General features: G+C 72.1%; 15 protein-coding genes and 1 pseudogene. 2 read left to right on the top strand and 14 right to left on the bottom strand.

What is annotated here, in order from left to right; all coding sequences use genetic code 11:
- The first annotated feature begins 20 nt into the window (after positions 1–20).
- On the top strand, positions 21–1,250 hold the full coding sequence (locus BMY61_RS35725; RefSeq protein WP_042453931.1) for a Clp protease N-terminal domain-containing protein: 1,230 nt from the start codon (positions 21–23) through the stop codon (positions 1,248–1,250).
- A gap of 129 nt (positions 1,251–1,379) precedes the next feature.
- On the opposite strand, the gene rlmN is transcribed toward BMY61_RS35725, so the two are convergent.
- The 7 genes from rlmN to rpsB all read right to left on the bottom strand — a co-directional run bounded on the left by rlmN (position 1,380) and on the right by rpsB (position 7,979).
- Positions 1,380–2,513 carry a dual-specificity RNA methyltransferase RlmN gene (gene rlmN / locus BMY61_RS35720; protein ID WP_042453933.1) on the bottom strand — a complete coding sequence of 378 codons (1,134 nt, stop codon included), beginning with the start codon at positions 2,511–2,513 and terminating at the stop codon, positions 1,380–1,382.
- Positions 2,514–2,671: 158 nt separating this feature from the next.
- On the bottom strand, positions 2,672–3,028 hold the full coding sequence (locus tag BMY61_RS35715) for a DUF805 domain-containing protein (RefSeq protein ID WP_042453935.1): 357 nt from the start codon (positions 3,026–3,028) through the stop codon (positions 2,672–2,674).
- Between the two features lie 158 nt (positions 3,029–3,186).
- A complete protein-coding gene (locus BMY61_RS35710) occupies positions 3,187–4,464 on the bottom strand; it encodes a phosphatidate cytidylyltransferase (protein WP_042453937.1) in 1,278 nt (425 codons plus the stop codon).
- Positions 4,464–5,021 carry a ribosome recycling factor gene (gene frr, locus BMY61_RS35705; RefSeq protein ID WP_042453938.1) on the bottom strand — a complete coding sequence of 186 codons (558 nt, stop codon included), beginning with the start codon at positions 5,019–5,021 and terminating at the stop codon, positions 4,464–4,466. Before frr ends, BMY61_RS35710 begins: the two co-directional genes overlap by 1 nt.
- 128 nt (positions 5,022–5,149) lie before the next feature.
- Positions 5,150–5,899, bottom strand: a complete 750-nt coding sequence (gene pyrH / locus BMY61_RS35700) for a UMP kinase (RefSeq protein ID WP_042453940.1) — start codon at positions 5,897–5,899, stop codon at positions 5,150–5,152.
- Positions 5,900–6,112: 213 nt separating this feature from the next.
- Positions 6,113–6,946 carry a translation elongation factor Ts gene (tsf, locus tag BMY61_RS35695; protein ID WP_042453942.1) on the bottom strand — a complete coding sequence of 278 codons (834 nt, stop codon included), beginning with the start codon at positions 6,944–6,946 and terminating at the stop codon, positions 6,113–6,115.
- Positions 6,947–7,070: 124 nt separating this feature from the next.
- Entirely contained in the window at positions 7,071–7,979 is a 909-nt protein-coding gene (gene rpsB, locus BMY61_RS35690) for a 30S ribosomal protein S2 (RefSeq protein ID WP_042453944.1), read from the bottom strand.
- Positions 7,980–8,310: 331 nt separating this feature from the next.
- Between rpsB and BMY61_RS35685 the strand changes: the two are divergent.
- Positions 8,311–8,781, top strand: a pseudogene (locus BMY61_RS35685) (peptidoglycan DD-metalloendopeptidase family protein); the annotation flags it as partial.
- An 80-nt stretch (positions 8,782–8,861) separates the two neighbouring features.
- Here BMY61_RS35685 and BMY61_RS35680 read toward each other — a convergent pair.
- The 7 genes from BMY61_RS35680 to BMY61_RS35650 form a co-directional block, all read right to left on the bottom strand.
- Positions 8,862–9,461 (bottom strand): TetR/AcrR family transcriptional regulator, encoded by a 600-nt coding sequence (locus BMY61_RS35680; protein ID WP_082015355.1) that lies wholly within the window; start codon positions 9,459–9,461, stop codon positions 8,862–8,864.
- Positions 9,462–9,507: 46 nt separating this feature from the next.
- A complete protein-coding gene (gene whiG / locus BMY61_RS35675; RefSeq protein WP_042453946.1) occupies positions 9,508–10,335 on the bottom strand; it encodes an RNA polymerase sigma factor WhiG in 828 nt (275 codons plus the stop codon).
- A gap of 95 nt (positions 10,336–10,430) precedes the next feature.
- Positions 10,431–11,570, bottom strand: a complete 1,140-nt coding sequence (gene dprA, locus BMY61_RS35670; protein ID WP_042453949.1) for a DNA-processing protein DprA — start codon at positions 11,568–11,570, stop codon at positions 10,431–10,433.
- 106 nt (positions 11,571–11,676) lie between these two features.
- Entirely contained in the window at positions 11,677–13,290 is a 1,614-nt protein-coding gene (locus tag BMY61_RS35665) for a YifB family Mg chelatase-like AAA ATPase (protein ID WP_042453951.1), read from the bottom strand.
- A gap of 1 nt (position 13,291) precedes the next feature.
- A complete protein-coding gene (locus BMY61_RS35660) occupies positions 13,292–13,675 on the bottom strand; it encodes a YraN family protein (protein WP_042453952.1) in 384 nt (127 codons plus the stop codon).
- 126 nt (positions 13,676–13,801) lie between these two features.
- Positions 13,802–14,134, bottom strand: a complete 333-nt coding sequence (locus BMY61_RS35655; RefSeq protein ID WP_042373970.1) for a DUF2469 domain-containing protein — start codon at positions 14,132–14,134, stop codon at positions 13,802–13,804.
- Between the two features lie 13 nt (positions 14,135–14,147).
- Complete coding sequence (locus tag BMY61_RS35650) at positions 14,148–14,666, bottom strand: NUDIX hydrolase (RefSeq protein WP_042453954.1); 519 nt, start codon at positions 14,664–14,666, stop codon at positions 14,148–14,150.
- Positions 14,667–14,678: the final 12 nt, after the last annotated feature.

Raw genomic sequence — 14,678 nt, 5'->3', positions numbered from 1 at the left:
TCACCGCAGCCATGGGGGGAATGGTGTTCGATCGGTTCACGTCAGGTGCGCGACAGGTCGTCGTGCTGGCCCAGGAGTCGGCACGACGACGCGGCAGCGACCGGATCGAGAGCAGTGACCTGCTCGGCGGGATCCTGCTCCTCCCCGGTGACGAGCCGGCGACGCGGGTGCTCCGGGCCGCCAGGCTGCGCGCGGAGACACTGCACGTCGCGGGCCCACCCGGGCCGGCCGGGAACATCCCGTTCACGGACGAGGCCAAGCAGTCGCTGCTGGACACCCTGCGCGCCTCGCTGGCGGCCGGGCACAACGTGATCGCTCCCCTGCACCTGCTGCTCGGCGTGCTGGCGGCGCCGGACGGCCAGGCCCGCCGGACCCTCCGGGCCAACGGCGTGGACGCCGATCGCGTCGCCGAGCAGGCGCGCACCACCCTCGCCACCACCGATCTCCCTGCCGCGGCCGGGCCGACCTCGTTACCGGACCAGGGGCCTCCTGCGGGAGCCCTCCCCCGGCGCGGCACCGTGACCCGCACGCTGGCCGTGCTCCTGCTCGCCTACGCGGCCTGCGCCTTCGTGGGCATCCGGATCGGGCAGGGCATTCTGGGCGAGGCCCCGCTGATCGCGGCGGCCGTCGCCGCCCCGCCGGTCTCCGTGGCGCTCGGCACGCTCCGCACGCAGCGCGCCTTCGACCGCATGGCAGAGCGCCGACGCGCCGCGCCGACGCAGCCCGCCACGCTGCCACCCGAGCTGCCCCTGCTGCTCGCCGACTACGGCATGACCGAGGTTCACCTGTACCGCGAGGGTCAGAAGGTGCGCAGCCGCTGCAGCCGGGCCGGACACCGCGCCTACATCGTGATCGCCCAGGCCCATCTGGCCCGCCCGAAGGCGCTGGCCTTCGTGTCCCGCCACGAGGTGTCCCACCTCCTGCGCAACGACCCCCGTATCCGCCGGGTGGCGGCGACACTCCTGGTGACCCTGATCTGGCTGGCCCCTGCCAGCGGCTCCCTCGCGGCCGCGGGCGTCCTCGTCGGCGGCGGGCTGCTGCTGTGGACCGCCACCTGCTGGATCTCCGAGCTCGCCTGCGACGCCAAGGCCCTTCGCTGGGCCGGTCACGACGCGGCCACCGACTGGATCCGACTCCACCGGGCACTCCACCACGACGACCCGTCCCCGCGCGCCCGCCTCCGGCGCACCACGCTGGGGTGGCTCACCCACCCGCCCCTGGCGCTGCGCGCGGCGCTGCTGCGGGTCTGAGACCCGCTGGTGCGCGGCGCCTCCCGTGCCTGGGCGGCGCCCGTGAACGCACGCGAGGCTCATGGCGGCCAGGTCGTCGCCGTCACCACGCCGGCCGGGCGCTCCATCGACGAGTGACGGCGAACGCGCTCAGCCCGCGGCGGCCAGCTGGCCGCAGGCGCCGTCGATCTCCTGGCCGCGGGTGTCGCGGACGGTGACGGGGACGCCGTGGGACTGGAGGCGGCGGACGAACTCGCGCTCGTCCTCCGGGCGGGAGGCCGTCCACTTGGAGCCCGGGGTGGGGTTCAGCGGGATCAGGTTGACGTGGGCGTTGCGGTTCTTCAGCAGGCGGCCCAGCAGGTCCGCGCGCCACGCCTGGTCGTTGATGTCCTTGATCAGCGCGTACTCGATGGAGACCCGGCGGCTGGACTGCGCCGCGTAGTCCCACGCCGCGTCCAGGACCTCGGCGACGTTCCAGCGGGTGTTGACCGGCACCAGCTCGTTGCGCAGCTCGTCGTCCGGTGCGTGCAGGGAGACCGCGAGACGGACGCTCAGGCCCTCCTCCGCGAGCTTGTTGATCGCGGGGACGAGGCCGACCGTGGAGACGGTGATGCCGCGCTGCGACAACCCGAAGCCGGCGGGAGCGGGGTCGGTGAGACGGTGGATGGCCGCGATGACGCGCTTGTAGTTGGCGAGCGGCTCGCCCATGCCCATGAACACGACGTTGGACAGCCGGACGGCCCGCGCCTCGCCGTCCTCGCCGGGCTGCGCGCCGCCGAAGTCGCCGGCCTTGATCGCGCGCATGCCCGCGGCGATCTGCTCGACGATCTCCGCGGTGGAGAGGTTGCGGGTGAGCCCGGCCTGGCCGGTGGCGCAGAAGGGGCAGTTCATGCCGCAGCCGGCCTGCGAGCTGATGCACATCGTCACCCGGTCGGGGTACTTCATCAGCACCGACTCGACCAGCACGCCGTCGAAGAGCTTCCACAGCGTCTTGCGGGTGGTGTCGTCGTCGCAGGAGACGTGCCGCACCTCCGTCATCAGTTGCGGCAGCATCGCCTCGGCGAGCTTGTCGCGCGACGCGGCGGGAATGTCCGTCCACTCCTCCGGGCGCGCGGCGAGGCGCCCGAAGTACTGACGCGACAGCTGGTCGGCGCGGAACGGCTTCTCGCCCAGCGCGACGATCGCCTCCTTCCGCTCGGCTGCGGACAGGTCGGCGAGGTGACGCGGCGGCTTGGCCCCGCGAGGCGCGACAAAGGTGAGTTCACCGGGGAGTGGCTTAGGCATGATTCACCCAGTGTCTCAGATCAGGGACCCGTTCCCTGGGGGGGCAGCTCTGGGGGCGGTGCGACGCTCCCGGTTGCCGCGGTCCGGGTTTGCTGAATGTCCCGCGGCATGCCGCAGGCCCCGCCCTCCTCGGACGGGGCCTGCGGGGTGGGCGAGGATCAGGCCTCGACCGGGGTGCGGCGCGGGGTCGGGCCGAACTGGTTGGCGTTGGGCTGGCCCTCGGCGGCGTAGAAGACGATCAGGACGATCCAGCCGATGATCGGGATGATGCCGATCAGGATCCACCAGCCGGAGCGGCCGGTGTCGTGGAGGCGGCGGACCGCGACGGCCAGCGAGGGCAGCAGCACGGCCAGGCCGTAGAGGCCGGCCAGAAGCTGGGAGTTGATGGCCAGGTCGACGATCGACAGCACGATGTCGATCACGATGTTGAACAGGACGAACATCCAGAACTCCTGGCGCCCGGCCCGGCCGGTGAAGCCCACGTAGTTCTTGAGCACTGCGACATACCAGTTCACGGATCCCCCTCGGTGTCCTCGCCCGCGCGTGCGAGCCGGGAGGAACGTAGAGCCGCCACGGACACCGGTCAAGAGTTGTGGCAGAAAACGGAACCGGGAAACACCGCAGGCCCCGCCCGAGGGGGCGGGGCCTGCGGTGGGGGTGCGTGCGGCGGGGCTCAGCCGGCGCCGACGAAGCCGACCAGGACCAGCCAGACCACCGGTGCGGTGGGCAGCAGCGAGTCGAGGCGGTCCATGATGCCGCCGTGGCCCGGGAGCAGCGTGCCCATGTCCTTGATGCCGAGATCCCGCTTGATCATCGACTCACCGAGGTCGCCCAGGGTGGCCGAGATCGCGACGCACGCCCCGAGGACCAGGCCCTGCCACCAGCTGCCGCCGGTGATCATCAGCTGCATGCCCGCCGCGCCGGCGATCATGCACAGCAGCACGCCACCGGCCAGGCCCTCGCGGGTCTTGCCGGGGCTGATCCGCGGGGCGAGCTTGTGCCTGCCGAAGCGCGAGCCCGCCGCGTAGGCGCCGGTGTCGCTGCAGATGGTGAGCACCAGGAAGAGGACCACCCGCTGCGGACCGTCGTGCGCCGCCAGCATCAGCATCACGAAGGTCGCCAGGAAGGGGACGTAGAAGGCCGTGAAGATCCCGGCCGTCACGTCCCGCAGGTAGTTCTCCGGCGGCTCCGTCATCCGCCAGACCAGGACCGCGAGGCTGGTCAGGGCAAGCGCCACCACCGCGGCCTCCGGGCCGCCGAGGTACGCGGCGACCTGCATCGCCGCGCCGCCGACCAGCAGCGGGACCAGCGGGACGCGGATGCCCTTGGCCTCCGTGAGCCTGCTGGTCAGCTCCCACATGCCGACGCTGACCGCCGCCACGACCACACCGACGAAGAGCCACTTGACCACGAAGAGCGAGGCCAGGATGACCGCGCCGAGGCCGAGGCCCACGCCGACCGCGGCCCGCAGGTCGCGGCCGCCCTTGGGTGCGGCCTTGGCCGGCGCCGGGGTCTGCGGTGCGGCGGCGTCGGACGCGGCCTTGGCCGGGCCGCCGGGCTGCTGCTCGGGGGCCGGCGGGACGGGAGGCATGTACTGAGTGTGCGCCATGGCCGGGTCGCCGTGCAGACCGAGGGGCTGCTGTCCGTACCCGGGCTGCTGCCCGTGACCGGACTGCTGGCCGTGGCCGGACTGCTGCCCGTACCCCGGCTGGTGCCCGTAGCCCGGATCACCGCCGTGGCCCGGCTGCTGCGAGGAGCCGTACGGAGGCTGGGCAGGCCCCGCTGCCGGCCCGTGGGAGATCACGGGCGGCAGCAGCGTGGTGGCCTGGTCGTCACCGAGCGGCGCCGTTCCGTCCGGCGCCGTTCCCTCCGGTGGCAGTCCGTGGCCCTGTGCGCGGGCCCCGGCACCCTTGTCTCCAAGAGTCGGCCCCCAGAAGGAATCGTCGTTCATCAGACCTCGAGCAGCTCGGCTTCCTTGTGCTTGAGCAGCTCGTCCACCTGGGCGACGTAGCGGCCGGTGACGTCGTCGAGCTCCTTCTCGGCGCGGCGCACCTCGTCCTCGCCCGCCTCGCCGTCCTTGACGAGCTTGTCGAGCGTGTCCTTGGCCTTGCGACGCACGTTGCGGATGGAGATCTTGCAGTCCTCCGCCTTGGTGCGGGCGACCTTGATGTACTCCTTGCGCCGCTCCTCGGTGAGCTGCGGGAAGTTCACGCGGATGATGGAGCCGTCGTTGCTCGGGTTGACGCCGAGGTCCGAGTTGCGGATGGCCTCCTCGATGACCCGCAGCGAGCTCTTGTCGAACGGCGAGATGACCGCCATCCGGGGCTCCGGCACCGAGAAGGACGCGAGCTGGTTGATCGGAGTCATCGTGCCGTAGTACTCGGCGACGATCTTCGCGAACATCGCGGGGTGCGCACGGCCGGTGCGGATCGCGGCGAAGTCGTCCTTGGCGACGCTGACGGCCTTCTCCATCTTCTCCTCGGCCTCGAGGAGGGTCTCTTCGATCACAATCTGCTCCTGTCCGGGGCGACCCGGTCTCGAACTGCTGGAACTACATCGCTTCTACCGGGCACGTTTGCCGAGGACCACCCGGTTGTCCATCCCCCGCGCGCGGGCAGCGCGCGGCGGCGGGCGCCTCAGGCGGTGGGCGCGTCCGTGCTGATCAGCGTTCCGATCTTCTCATTGCGAACCGCCCGGGCGATATTGCCCTCCCTGAGCAGCTCGAAGACGCGGATCGGCAGGTTGTTGTCCTTGCACAGCGTGATCGCGGTCAGATCGGCGACCTTGAGATCCCGGGCGATCACCTCGGAGTATTCCAGGGCGTCGAACTTGACGGCGTCCGGGTTGGTCCGCGGGTCCGAGTCGTAGACGCCGTCGACACCGTTCTTGCCCATGAGCAGCACCTCGGCGTGGATCTCCAGCGCGCGCTGAACGGCCGTGGTGTCGGTGGAGAAGTAGGGCATGCCCATACCGGCGCCGAAGATCACGACGCGGCCCTTCTCCAGGTGGCGCACGGCGCGCAGCGGCAGGTAGGGCTCGGCGACCTGGCCCATCGTGATCGCGGTCTGCACCCGCGTCTCGATGCCCTCCTTGTTCAGGAAGTCCTGCAGCGCGAGGGAGTTCATCACGGTGCCGAGCATGCCCATGTAGTCCGAGCGGGCCCGGTCCATGCCGCGCTGCTGGAGTTCGGCACCGCGGAAGAAGTTTCCGCCGCCGATGACCACGGCCACCTCGGTGCCGCCACGCACCACGGTCGCGATCTCGCGCGCGATCGCGTGCACCACGTCCGGGTCCACGCCGAGGCCGCCGCCACCGGCGAACGCCTCGCCGGAAAGCTTGAGCAGTACGCGGCGACGCGTGGTGCCCTCGTCAGCGGTCATCTGCATCGGCTCCTCCTTGTGAAGCACAACTGGGTGGTGCACTGGTGGTGCGCATACCCCGGATCAGGGCTGCACCTATGAGAAAGACAGGGGGTATGAGAAAGAGGCCACTGCCGCCGGAACCTGTTAGGTCACCCGCAGGGCAGTGGCCTCCTCGTCGTTCTCACGACTCACATCGTAGGGGCTGGCCGAGGCCGACCCCGCTGCTCGATCCGAGGATCAGGCGCCGACGCGGAAGCGGACGAAGCGGACCAGCTTGACGCCGGCCTCGTTCAGCACCTGCTGAACGGTCTTCTTGTTGTCGCGGGCGTAGGCCTGCTCGAGAACGGCGTTCTCCTTGACGAAGCCGGTGACGCGACCCTCGACGATCTTCGGCAGGGCAGCCTCGGGCTTGCCCTCCTCGCGCGCGGTGGCCTCGGCGATGCGGCGCTCGTTGTCGAGCACCTCGGCCGGGATCTCCTCACGGGAGAGGAAGTTCGGGCCGAAGGCGGCGATGTGCTGGGCGACGCCCTTGGCGACGTCCTCGTTCTCGCCGTCCAGCTCGACCATGACGCCGATGGCCGGCGGCAGGTCCGGGTCGGTGCGGTGCATGTAGACGTTGACGTAGTTGCCGTCGTTGAACTGGGCGAAGCGACGGAAGACGATCTTCTCGCCCAGGCCCGCGTTGGCCTCGTCCACGAACTGCTGGACGGTCTTGCCGGGCTCGATCTCGGAGGCCAGCGCGGCGTCGATGTCGGCCGGGGAGGTCTTGGCGACGAAGGCGGCCAGCTCGTTGGCGACGGCCACGAAGCGGTCACCCTTGGCGACGAAGTCGGTCTCGCAGTTCAGCTCGACCAGGACGCCCGAGGTGCCCTCGATGAGGGAGACGACGGCGCCGTTGGAGGCGTCGCGGCCCTCACGCTTGGCGACACCCTTCTGGCCCTTGATGCGGAGCAGCTCGACCGCCTTCTCGACGTCGCCCTCGCTCTCGTCCAGGGCCTTCTTGCAGTCCATCATCCCGGCGCCGGTGAGCTCGCGGAGCTTCTTGACGTCCGCGGCGGAAAAGTTCGCCATGGTTCCTGAGTCTCTTCTCGCGTTGTCTTGTGAAGTGAGCGAAGAATCGCGGGCGCTCGACACACGGAAGGGGTACGTCGGCGGTTGCCGCCGTACCCCTCCCACGGTCAAGCAGTCAGGCGGTTCAGGCCTGCTCGGCCTCGGCCGCGGCCTCGGGGGCCTCGGCAGCCTCGGCGTCGGCGACCTTCTCGGTCTCGGCGGAGGTCTGGACCTCGGCCTCGGCGGCGGGGGCCTCGGCCTCCTCGGCCTTCTTCTCGGCGCCGGCGAGCTGCTCGAGCTCCCACTCGGCCAGCGGCTGGTCGGCACCCGACTCGGCCGGCTTGGCGTCGGCCTTGGCGGCACCGGAACGGGCGATCAGGCCCTCGGCGACGGCGTCGGCAACCACGCGGGTCAGCAGGGTGACCGAGCGGATGGCGTCGTCGTTACCCGGGATCTTGTAGTCGACCTCGTCGGGGTCGCAGTTGGTGTCGAGGATCGCGACGACCGGGATGTTCAGCTTGCGAGCCTCGCCGACGGCGATGTGCTCCTTCTTGGTGTCGACGATCCACACCGCGGACGGCACGCGCTGCATGTCGCGGATACCGCCGAGCGTCTTCTCCAGCTTCTCGTACTCGCGCTGGAGGACGAGGAGCTCCTTCTTGGTGAGACCGGAGCCGGCCACATCCGTGAAGTCGATCTCGCTGAGCTCCTTGAGGCGCTGCAGACGCTTGTAGACGGTGGAGAAGTTGGTCAGCATGCCGCCGAGCCAGCGCTGGTTGACGTAGGGCATGCCCACGCGACCGGCCTGCTCGGCAATGGCCTCCTGGGCCTGCTTCTTGGTGCCGACGAAGAGGACGGAGCCGCCGTGGGCGACCGTCTCCTTGACGAACTCGTACGCGCGGTCGATGTAGTTCAGCGACTGCAGCAGGTCGATGATGTAGATGCCGTTGCGCTCCGTGAAGATGAAGCGCTTCATCTTCGGGTTCCAACGACGGGTCTGGTGACCGAAGTGGACGCCGCTCTCCAGCAGCTCCCGCATCGTGACGACGGCCATGGCCGTGCTCCTTGAGTTTGCTCGGTTGTTCCGCCGCGGCCGGTGGCCGTGGCGCCTGACGCCCTGCTGCGTGCCGGTTCCTGGGCTCCCCGCGAGGGGCTGACCGAGGACCGAGCGGCACTGCGCCGGAGGACCGGCGCGGGGGCGTGCGAAGTCGACCCGGCACGCCGGGTCGCGAAAGAAGTGTACGGGACGCGCCGGACAGCGGGCGACCGCGCCAGGTCGCAGGGGCTCACCCTCAGGGGTGACGCGGTTTTCCACAGGGCCCAGGTTGTCCACAACTTCGGCGGCCGGGACCGGTGTTGTCCGGGCGGCGCGGGACGCTGCGGGCATGACGCACACCACGGTCGCTCCCGCTCCCCCTCCGCCGCTGCCGCCGCTCCCGGGCGGACGCCGGCTGCTGCTGGTGCTCGGGCTGCTGCTCTGGCTGGCCGCCGCCGCGCTCGGCCCGCCGGGCCGGGCGCACGCCACCGGGCCGTCCGAGGTGCTGGTGCGGCCGCTGCCGACGGGCGGGACGCTCGCGGACGTGCTGCGCCGGTTCGCCCCGCCCGCGGTGCGCTGGGCGGCCGGGCACCGCGGTGTGGACCTGGCAGCGGCCGTCGGCGCGCCCGTCCGCTCGGTGCGGACCGGAGTCGTCTCCTACGTCGGGGTGATCGCGGGCAAGCCGGTCGTCGCGGTGGAACTGTCCGGCACCGGCTCGCCACCACTGCGGACGACCTTCGAGCCGGTGGAGGCCAAGGTCGCGGTCGGCGAGGCGGTGGGCGCGGGCAGCGTGCTCGGCACGCTGGCCGGGAGGGGCGGGCACTGCCCGGTCAGCTGCCTGCACTGGGGGCTGCTGCGTGGCCGGCACTACCTCGATCCGCTGGCCCTGGTCGCCCCCGGTCAGGCGCGGCTGCTCCCGCTGACTCCGTCCAGCAGCAGGGCGACCGCCGCGTCCACCACCGTCACGGGCGACTCGTCGGCCGCCTCGCAGATCTCCAGCCGCCGGGCGGCCGCCTCCACCGTGCCCTGGAGCAGCTGTGCGGCGAGCGCCGGACGCGGATGCCCGAGCTCGGTCAGGGCGGCGACGAGCGGGCCCACCAGCAGCCCGTGCGCGGCGCGGATGCGCTCGCGCGCGGCGGCGTCCAGCTCCAGCGCGGACAGGGCCGCGAGCGCGCGGTGCCGGGCGTCCCCCACGAGTGCGAGCTGCGCCCGCACGTAGGCCTCCACGCGCGCCCGGGGCGTGCGCTCGGCGCGCACCGCGTCGGCGACCTCGGCGGCCCACACCGGCAGGTCGACGGCGCACAGCGCCTCCACGACCGCGCCGCGGGACTTGAAGTACTCGTAGACCGAGGAGCGGGCCAGCCCGGTCCGGGAGGCGAGGTTGGGGAAGGTCAGCGCCTCCGTCCCGCCCTCCGCCAGCAGCTCGCGTGCGGCGGCGAGCAGCGCGTCGTGCTGCAGCTTGCGGTGCTCGGCGACGGAGGCGGCTCGGATTCTCGGCACGTCGTTCAGGTTACTGGGACGAGCCGCCGCATATCCCCCAGGGGCCCTACCGGGCGTCGGAGAGTTTCGCCCGCAGCTGGAGGACGGCCTTCGTGTGGATCTGGCTCACCCGGCTCTCGGTCACCCCGAGCACGTTGCCGATCTCGGCAAGGGTGAACCCCTCGTAGTAGTACAGGCTCACCACCGTCTTCTCCCGCTCCGGGAGTGTGTTGATCGCCCGCGCCAGCAGCCTGCGGACCTCGCGGGTCTCGGCGACCTCCTCCGGGTCGTCCGCCGCGGTGTCGACCAGCGTGTCGACCAGGCTGCCGCGCGCCTCGCCGCTCTCCCCCGACGTGTGCAGCAACTCGTCGAGGGCGACGACGTTGGCCAGCGAGAGCTGGCTGAAGATGCCGTGGAGCTCCTCGATCGCGATGCCCATCGCCGCCGCGACCTCCGAGTCGCCGGGCGTGCGGCGCAGGCTCACCTCCAGCGTCGCGTAGGCACGTTCCACCGCGCGCGCCTTCTGCCGGATGGAGCGCGGGATCCAGTCGAGCGCGCGCAGTTCGTCGATGATCGCGCCGCGGATCCGACTGATCGCGTACGTCTCGAACTTGATCGCCCGCTCGGGGTCGAACTTCTCGATCGCGTCGATCAGGCCGAAGATCCCGGAGGAGACGAAGTCCGCCTGCTCCACGTTGGCCGGCAGGCCCACCCCCACACGCCCGGCCACGTACTTCACCAGCGGCGAGTAGTGCAGGATCAGCTGCTCGCGCAGGCGTGGGTCGCCGGACTCCTTGTAGGCACGCCAGAGCTCGTCCACCGTACGCACCCGCGCGGTGCGCGGGCCGGGGATGCTGCGGGGTTCCCCCGCAGGGGAGCTGGCGTACCTGGGCATGCGTCGCTTGAGCCGTTCTGACGATCCATTGGCGATCCATTGGGCCATTCAACGGAATGGTTGCGAGCGTAGCGTGACGATGCGGTTTCTGAGCGCTATGAAGTCGCCTTGCACGCCGGATTCAGCCTCCAGTGCGCCCCGAGACGTTCGACCAGACCGAGCGAGGCGAGCTCGTACAGGCGCCGCAGCACCACGTCCGGGCCCAACAGACACCGCTGGACCAGCGTTTCCGGGCTCGCGCCGCGTGTCGAGGCGGGGAGCGATTCGAGCACGCGCAGAGTCTCGGGAGCGAGCGCGTCGCGAAGGCGTTCACGCCCCTCCGGCGTGGCCACGAGATCCGTTCCGATCTCGCCGACCTGTTCGACCACCTCCCCCGCGTCGGCGACGAGGACCGCGCCGCGGCGGATCAGTTCGTGCGTGCCGGCGGAGAGCGAACTGTTGGCCGGGCCCGGCACGGCCATCACCTGCCGGCACAGGTCGCCCGCCCAACGGGCGGTGTTCAGCGAGCCGCTGCGGCGCGCCGCCTCCACCACGACCGTGCCGCGGGTGAGCGCGGCGATGATGCGGTTGCGCTGCAGGAACCTGGGCCGGTTGGGGTGGGCCCCGAGCGGCAGCTCGCTGACCACCAGGCCGCCGCACTCGGTGATGCGGCGCAGCAGGTTCTCGTTGGCGCGCGGGTAGACCTGGTCCACGCCGCAGGCGAGCACCCCGACGGTGGGGCCGCCGACGACGAGGGCACCGCGGTGGGCGGCGGCGTCGATCCCGTAGGCCGCACCCGAGAAGACCGTCCAGCCGCGCTCGGTCAGGCTCGCCGACAGGTCCGCCGCGAGCCGCTGCCCGTAGCCGGTGCAGGCCCGCGCGCCGACGACGGCGACCGACCGCACCGCCAGCACCCGCAGCGAAGCCGCGCCGCGCACCCACAGGGCCACCGGCCGCACCGGCCCCAGGTCGTCCAACTGCGTCGGCCACCCGGACTCACCCCGGCACACCAGCCGCGCCCCGATCAGCGCGCCCCGCGCGATCTCCCGCGCCCCGTCGGGCGGCACCACCCCGCCCGGCAACGCCCGCACGATCCGCGCCAGCGCCTCCCGAGGCCCCCACTCCTCGATCAGCTCCCCTGCCCGCTCGTCCCCCGGCTCCACCACCCGCCCCAGCGCCGCCCACAGCACGCGCTCACGCTCGGGGAGCTGCCCGGAGTCGGCACCAGCGGAGGGGGCGGGATGAGGGGTGTCCATGAGGGCTCCGGTCTGAGGAGGGAGTTCTGAGGAGGGAGGGGCAAGGGGCGGGCCCCGTGCCGACGCCTCGCTTCTGGACGAGGCGCGGCACGGACGGACGAAGGGATCAGAAGCAGGGGTCCGGGGCTGGGGCGGTGCGGAACGCGGTGCCGCGGAGGGCGAGGGCGGTGCGGACGTGGTCGCGGTGGGGGCGGTCTGCGCCGGCGAGGTCGGCGGCGGTCCAGGCGACACGCAGGACACGGTCGAGGCCGCGCGCGGTGAGGAAGCCCCGCTCCATCTCGCGTTCCGCGTCCCGCAGGGCGTCGGGGCCGAGCGGATGGCGGGTGCGCAGCTCGTGGCCGGGGACCTCGCCGTTCAGCCCCCAGGGCGCCTCCCGGTACCGCGCCGCCGCGCGCTCACGGGCCGCCAGGACGCGCGCGGCGACCGACGCGCTGGACTCGGCGGCCGTGTCCCGCTGCAGCAGCGCACTGCGGCTCACCGCGTCCACCTCGACCCGGAGGTCCACCCGATCCAACAGCGGACCGCTCAGCCGCGCCTGATAGCGCGTCACCATCGTCGGCGTGCACTCGCACCCGTCGCCGCGCCGGGACCAGCGCCCGCACGGGCAGGGGTTCGCGGCGAGCAGGAGCAGGAACCGGGCGGGCAGGCGCATCGACCCCGCCGAGCGGGCGACCAGCACCTCCCCGGCCTCCAGCGGCTGCCGCAGCGCGTCCAGCACGCGGGCGCTGAACTCCGGGGCCTCGTCGAGGAAGAGGACTCCGCGGTGGGCGAGGGACGCGGCACCGGGCCGGGGCAGGCCGCTGCCGCCGCCGACGATCGCGGGCATCGTCGCGCTGTGATGAGGCGCGCAGTACGGCGGGTGCCGCACCAGGGGCCGACCGGCCGGGAGCAGACCGGCGATGGAGTGGATGGCGGTGACCTCCAGGGCCTCCTTCTGCCCGAGCGGCGGCAGGATGCCGGGCAGTCGCTCGGCCAGCATCGTCTTGCCCGCACCGGGCGGGCCCTTGAGGAAGAGATGGTGCCCGCCCGCCGCGGCCAGCTCCAGGGCGCGACGAGCCTCGAACTGGCCGGCCACGTCGGAGAGGTCCTTGCGCCAGCCGTCGGCGGCGTCCACGTGGCGCACGCCCAGGCCGGGCAGGGAGAGGCCCGCGAGGGCCGGATCGGGGCCGCAGCCGAAGAGCGGCTCGGGCGGCTCCTCCGGCTCCGGCTCGCCGCACAGCAGCGCGATCAGCTGCCGCAAGGAGCGGACGGCGAGCACCTCGACTCCGGGGACCAGCGCCGCCTCGGCGGCGGTGGCCGCGGCGACGGCGACCCTGGCGTACCCGGCCTCGGCGGCGGCCAGCACGGCCGGCAGCACGCCGCGCACCGGGCGCGCGCGGCCGTCCAGGCCGAGCTCGCCGACGAGCAGCAGCCGCTCGATGCTGGCAGGCTTCAGCCGCTCGGACGCGGCCAGCACGGCGCAGGCGATGGCCAGGTCGAAGCCGGAGCCCGACTTGGGCACCGACGCCGGGGAGAGCCCGACGGTGAGTTTGCGCAGCGGCCACTTCTCACCGCTGTTGACCAGGGCGGCACGGACCCGGTCCCGGGACTCGTTGATCGCCTTGTCCGGCAGGCCGACGATGGTGAACGCGGCGAGCCCCGGCTCGATGTCCGCCTGGACCTCGACCACGACGCCGTCCACGCCGAGGAGGGCGACGGAGCCGGTGCGGGCGAAGGCCATCTCAGGCCACCGCCCCGCGCAGATGCGTGACCCGCGCCGGGCCCCGGCGGCCGTGGACCACGCTGAGAAGGTCGATGCGGACCCCGCCCGGGGGCGGCGGCCCGGACCAGCGCTCCGCGAGCCAGCGTTCCGCGAGGTCGGCCAGACGCGTCGCCTTGGCCTCGTCGATGGCCTCGGTCGGGCTCTGCGGACCGCCCTCGGTGCGGGTCTTCACCTCGCACACGGCCAGGACCTGGCCGTCCGGCAACGGGTCCAGCGCGACGACGTCGAGCTCACCGGCCCGGCAGCGCCAGTTGCGGTCGAGGATGCGCAGTCCGGCCGACTCCAGGTGGCGGACGGCGGCGCGCTCTCCGTAGGCGCCGAGCGCCTGGGTCCGTGCGGTCATCGGGGATCACCTCCGCGCAGCAGCCTTCCGCTGCGCGGAGCGCGAATCCACCGACCTCAGTCGGTCTGTGGACAACCCGGGCCTGTGGAAAACCCGCTCACCCGCACGAGGGATCGGAGGACGGCCTCAGTGCCCGCCGCCGAAGCCCGCGTCGTCCTGCGGCAGCTCGAGGTCGCTCTTGGCGAGCTCCTCGACGTTCACGTCCTTGAAGGTGAGCACCCGTACCTGCCGCACGAAGCGCGCCGGGCGGTACATGTCCCAGACCCACGCGTCGGCCATCGTGACCTCGAAGAACACCTCGCCCTGGAGCGAGTGGACCTTGAGCTCGTAGTCGTTGGTCAGGTAGAAGCGGCGCTCGGTCTCGATGACGTACTTGAACAGACCGACGACGTCCCGGTACTCCCGGTAGAGCTTGAGCTCCATCTCGGTCTCGTACTTCTCGAGATCCTCGGCACTCATCCCTACGTTCCCCTCAGCTGTGCGTACGTCCAACCATTGTGGACCACAGGCGCGGCCCGGAGAGCCTGACCGGGCGGGCCGGTGGGCCTTCGCGCAGAACCGTGCCCAGCAGCTTCGCCAACCCGTTCGGATAGATCGTCTCGCGGGTGGCGGTCAGCTGTTCCAGGGTCCACCAGCGCAGCTCGTCCGTGCTGCGCTGTTCCAGCTCGGTCTGGCCCGAGACATCGGTCTCGACCGTGTCGGTGCGGGCCAGGTAGTACCACTCGTCCTGCGCGTACATGCGACCGTCGAACTGGAACTCGGTCGCCCGTGTGGCGAGCAGCCCGCCGATGCGGGCGTCGCGGATGCCCGTCTCCTCCGCGATCTCGCGTTGTGCGGCCTCCGCGTGGTCCTCCCCCTCCTCGACGCCGCCGCCCGGGGTGAACCACCACTGGCGGCCGGGTTCCTGCGGGTCGAAGCCGTGCAGCAGCAGGATCCGGTCCTGCGGATCGAGGAGCAGGACCCGTGCCGCCCTGCGCCGCTTCGGTCCCATCCCCCGCCTTTC

The organism is Streptacidiphilus jiangxiensis (genome assembly GCF_900109465.1).
GTDB classification, from domain to species: domain Bacteria; phylum Actinomycetota; class Actinomycetes; order Streptomycetales; family Streptomycetaceae; genus Streptacidiphilus; species Streptacidiphilus jiangxiensis.
Note: the sequence above shows the minus strand (reverse complement) of the source record. Positions and strands in the feature narration are given on the sequence as shown.

Coding starts and splice junctions, on each gene's coding strand:
- BMY61_RS35725 (WP_042453931.1), top strand. CDS start 21: ATGGTGTTCGATCGGTTCACGTCAGGTGCGCGACAGGTCGTCGTGCTG.
- rlmN (WP_042453933.1), bottom strand. CDS start 2,513: ATGCCTAAGCCACTCCCCGGTGAACTCACCTTTGTCGCGCCTCGCGGG.
- BMY61_RS35710 (WP_042453937.1), bottom strand. CDS start 4,464: ATGAACGACGATTCCTTCTGGGGGCCGACTCTTGGAGACAAGGGTGCC.
- pyrH (WP_042453940.1), bottom strand. CDS start 5,899: ATGCAGATGACCGCTGACGAGGGCACCACGCGTCGCCGCGTACTGCTC.
- tsf (WP_042453942.1), bottom strand. CDS start 6,946: ATGGCGAACTTTTCCGCCGCGGACGTCAAGAAGCTCCGCGAGCTCACC.
- rpsB (WP_042453944.1), bottom strand. CDS start 7,979: ATGGCCGTCGTCACGATGCGGGAGCTGCTGGAGAGCGGCGTCCACTTC.
- whiG (WP_042453946.1), bottom strand. CDS start 10,335: ATGCCCAGGTACGCCAGCTCCCCTGCGGGGGAACCCCGCAGCATCCCC.
- dprA (WP_042453949.1), bottom strand. CDS start 11,570: ATGGACACCCCTCATCCCGCCCCCTCCGCTGGTGCCGACTCCGGGCAG.
- BMY61_RS35665 (WP_042453951.1), bottom strand. CDS start 13,290: ATGGCCTTCGCCCGCACCGGCTCCGTCGCCCTCCTCGGCGTGGACGGC.
- BMY61_RS35660 (WP_042453952.1), bottom strand. CDS start 13,675: ATGACCGCACGGACCCAGGCGCTCGGCGCCTACGGAGAGCGCGCCGCC.
- BMY61_RS35655 (WP_042373970.1), bottom strand. CDS start 14,134: ATGAGTGCCGAGGATCTCGAGAAGTACGAGACCGAGATGGAGCTCAAG.
- BMY61_RS35650 (WP_042453954.1), bottom strand. CDS start 14,666: ATGGGACCGAAGCGGCGCAGGGCGGCACGGGTCCTGCTCCTCGATCCG.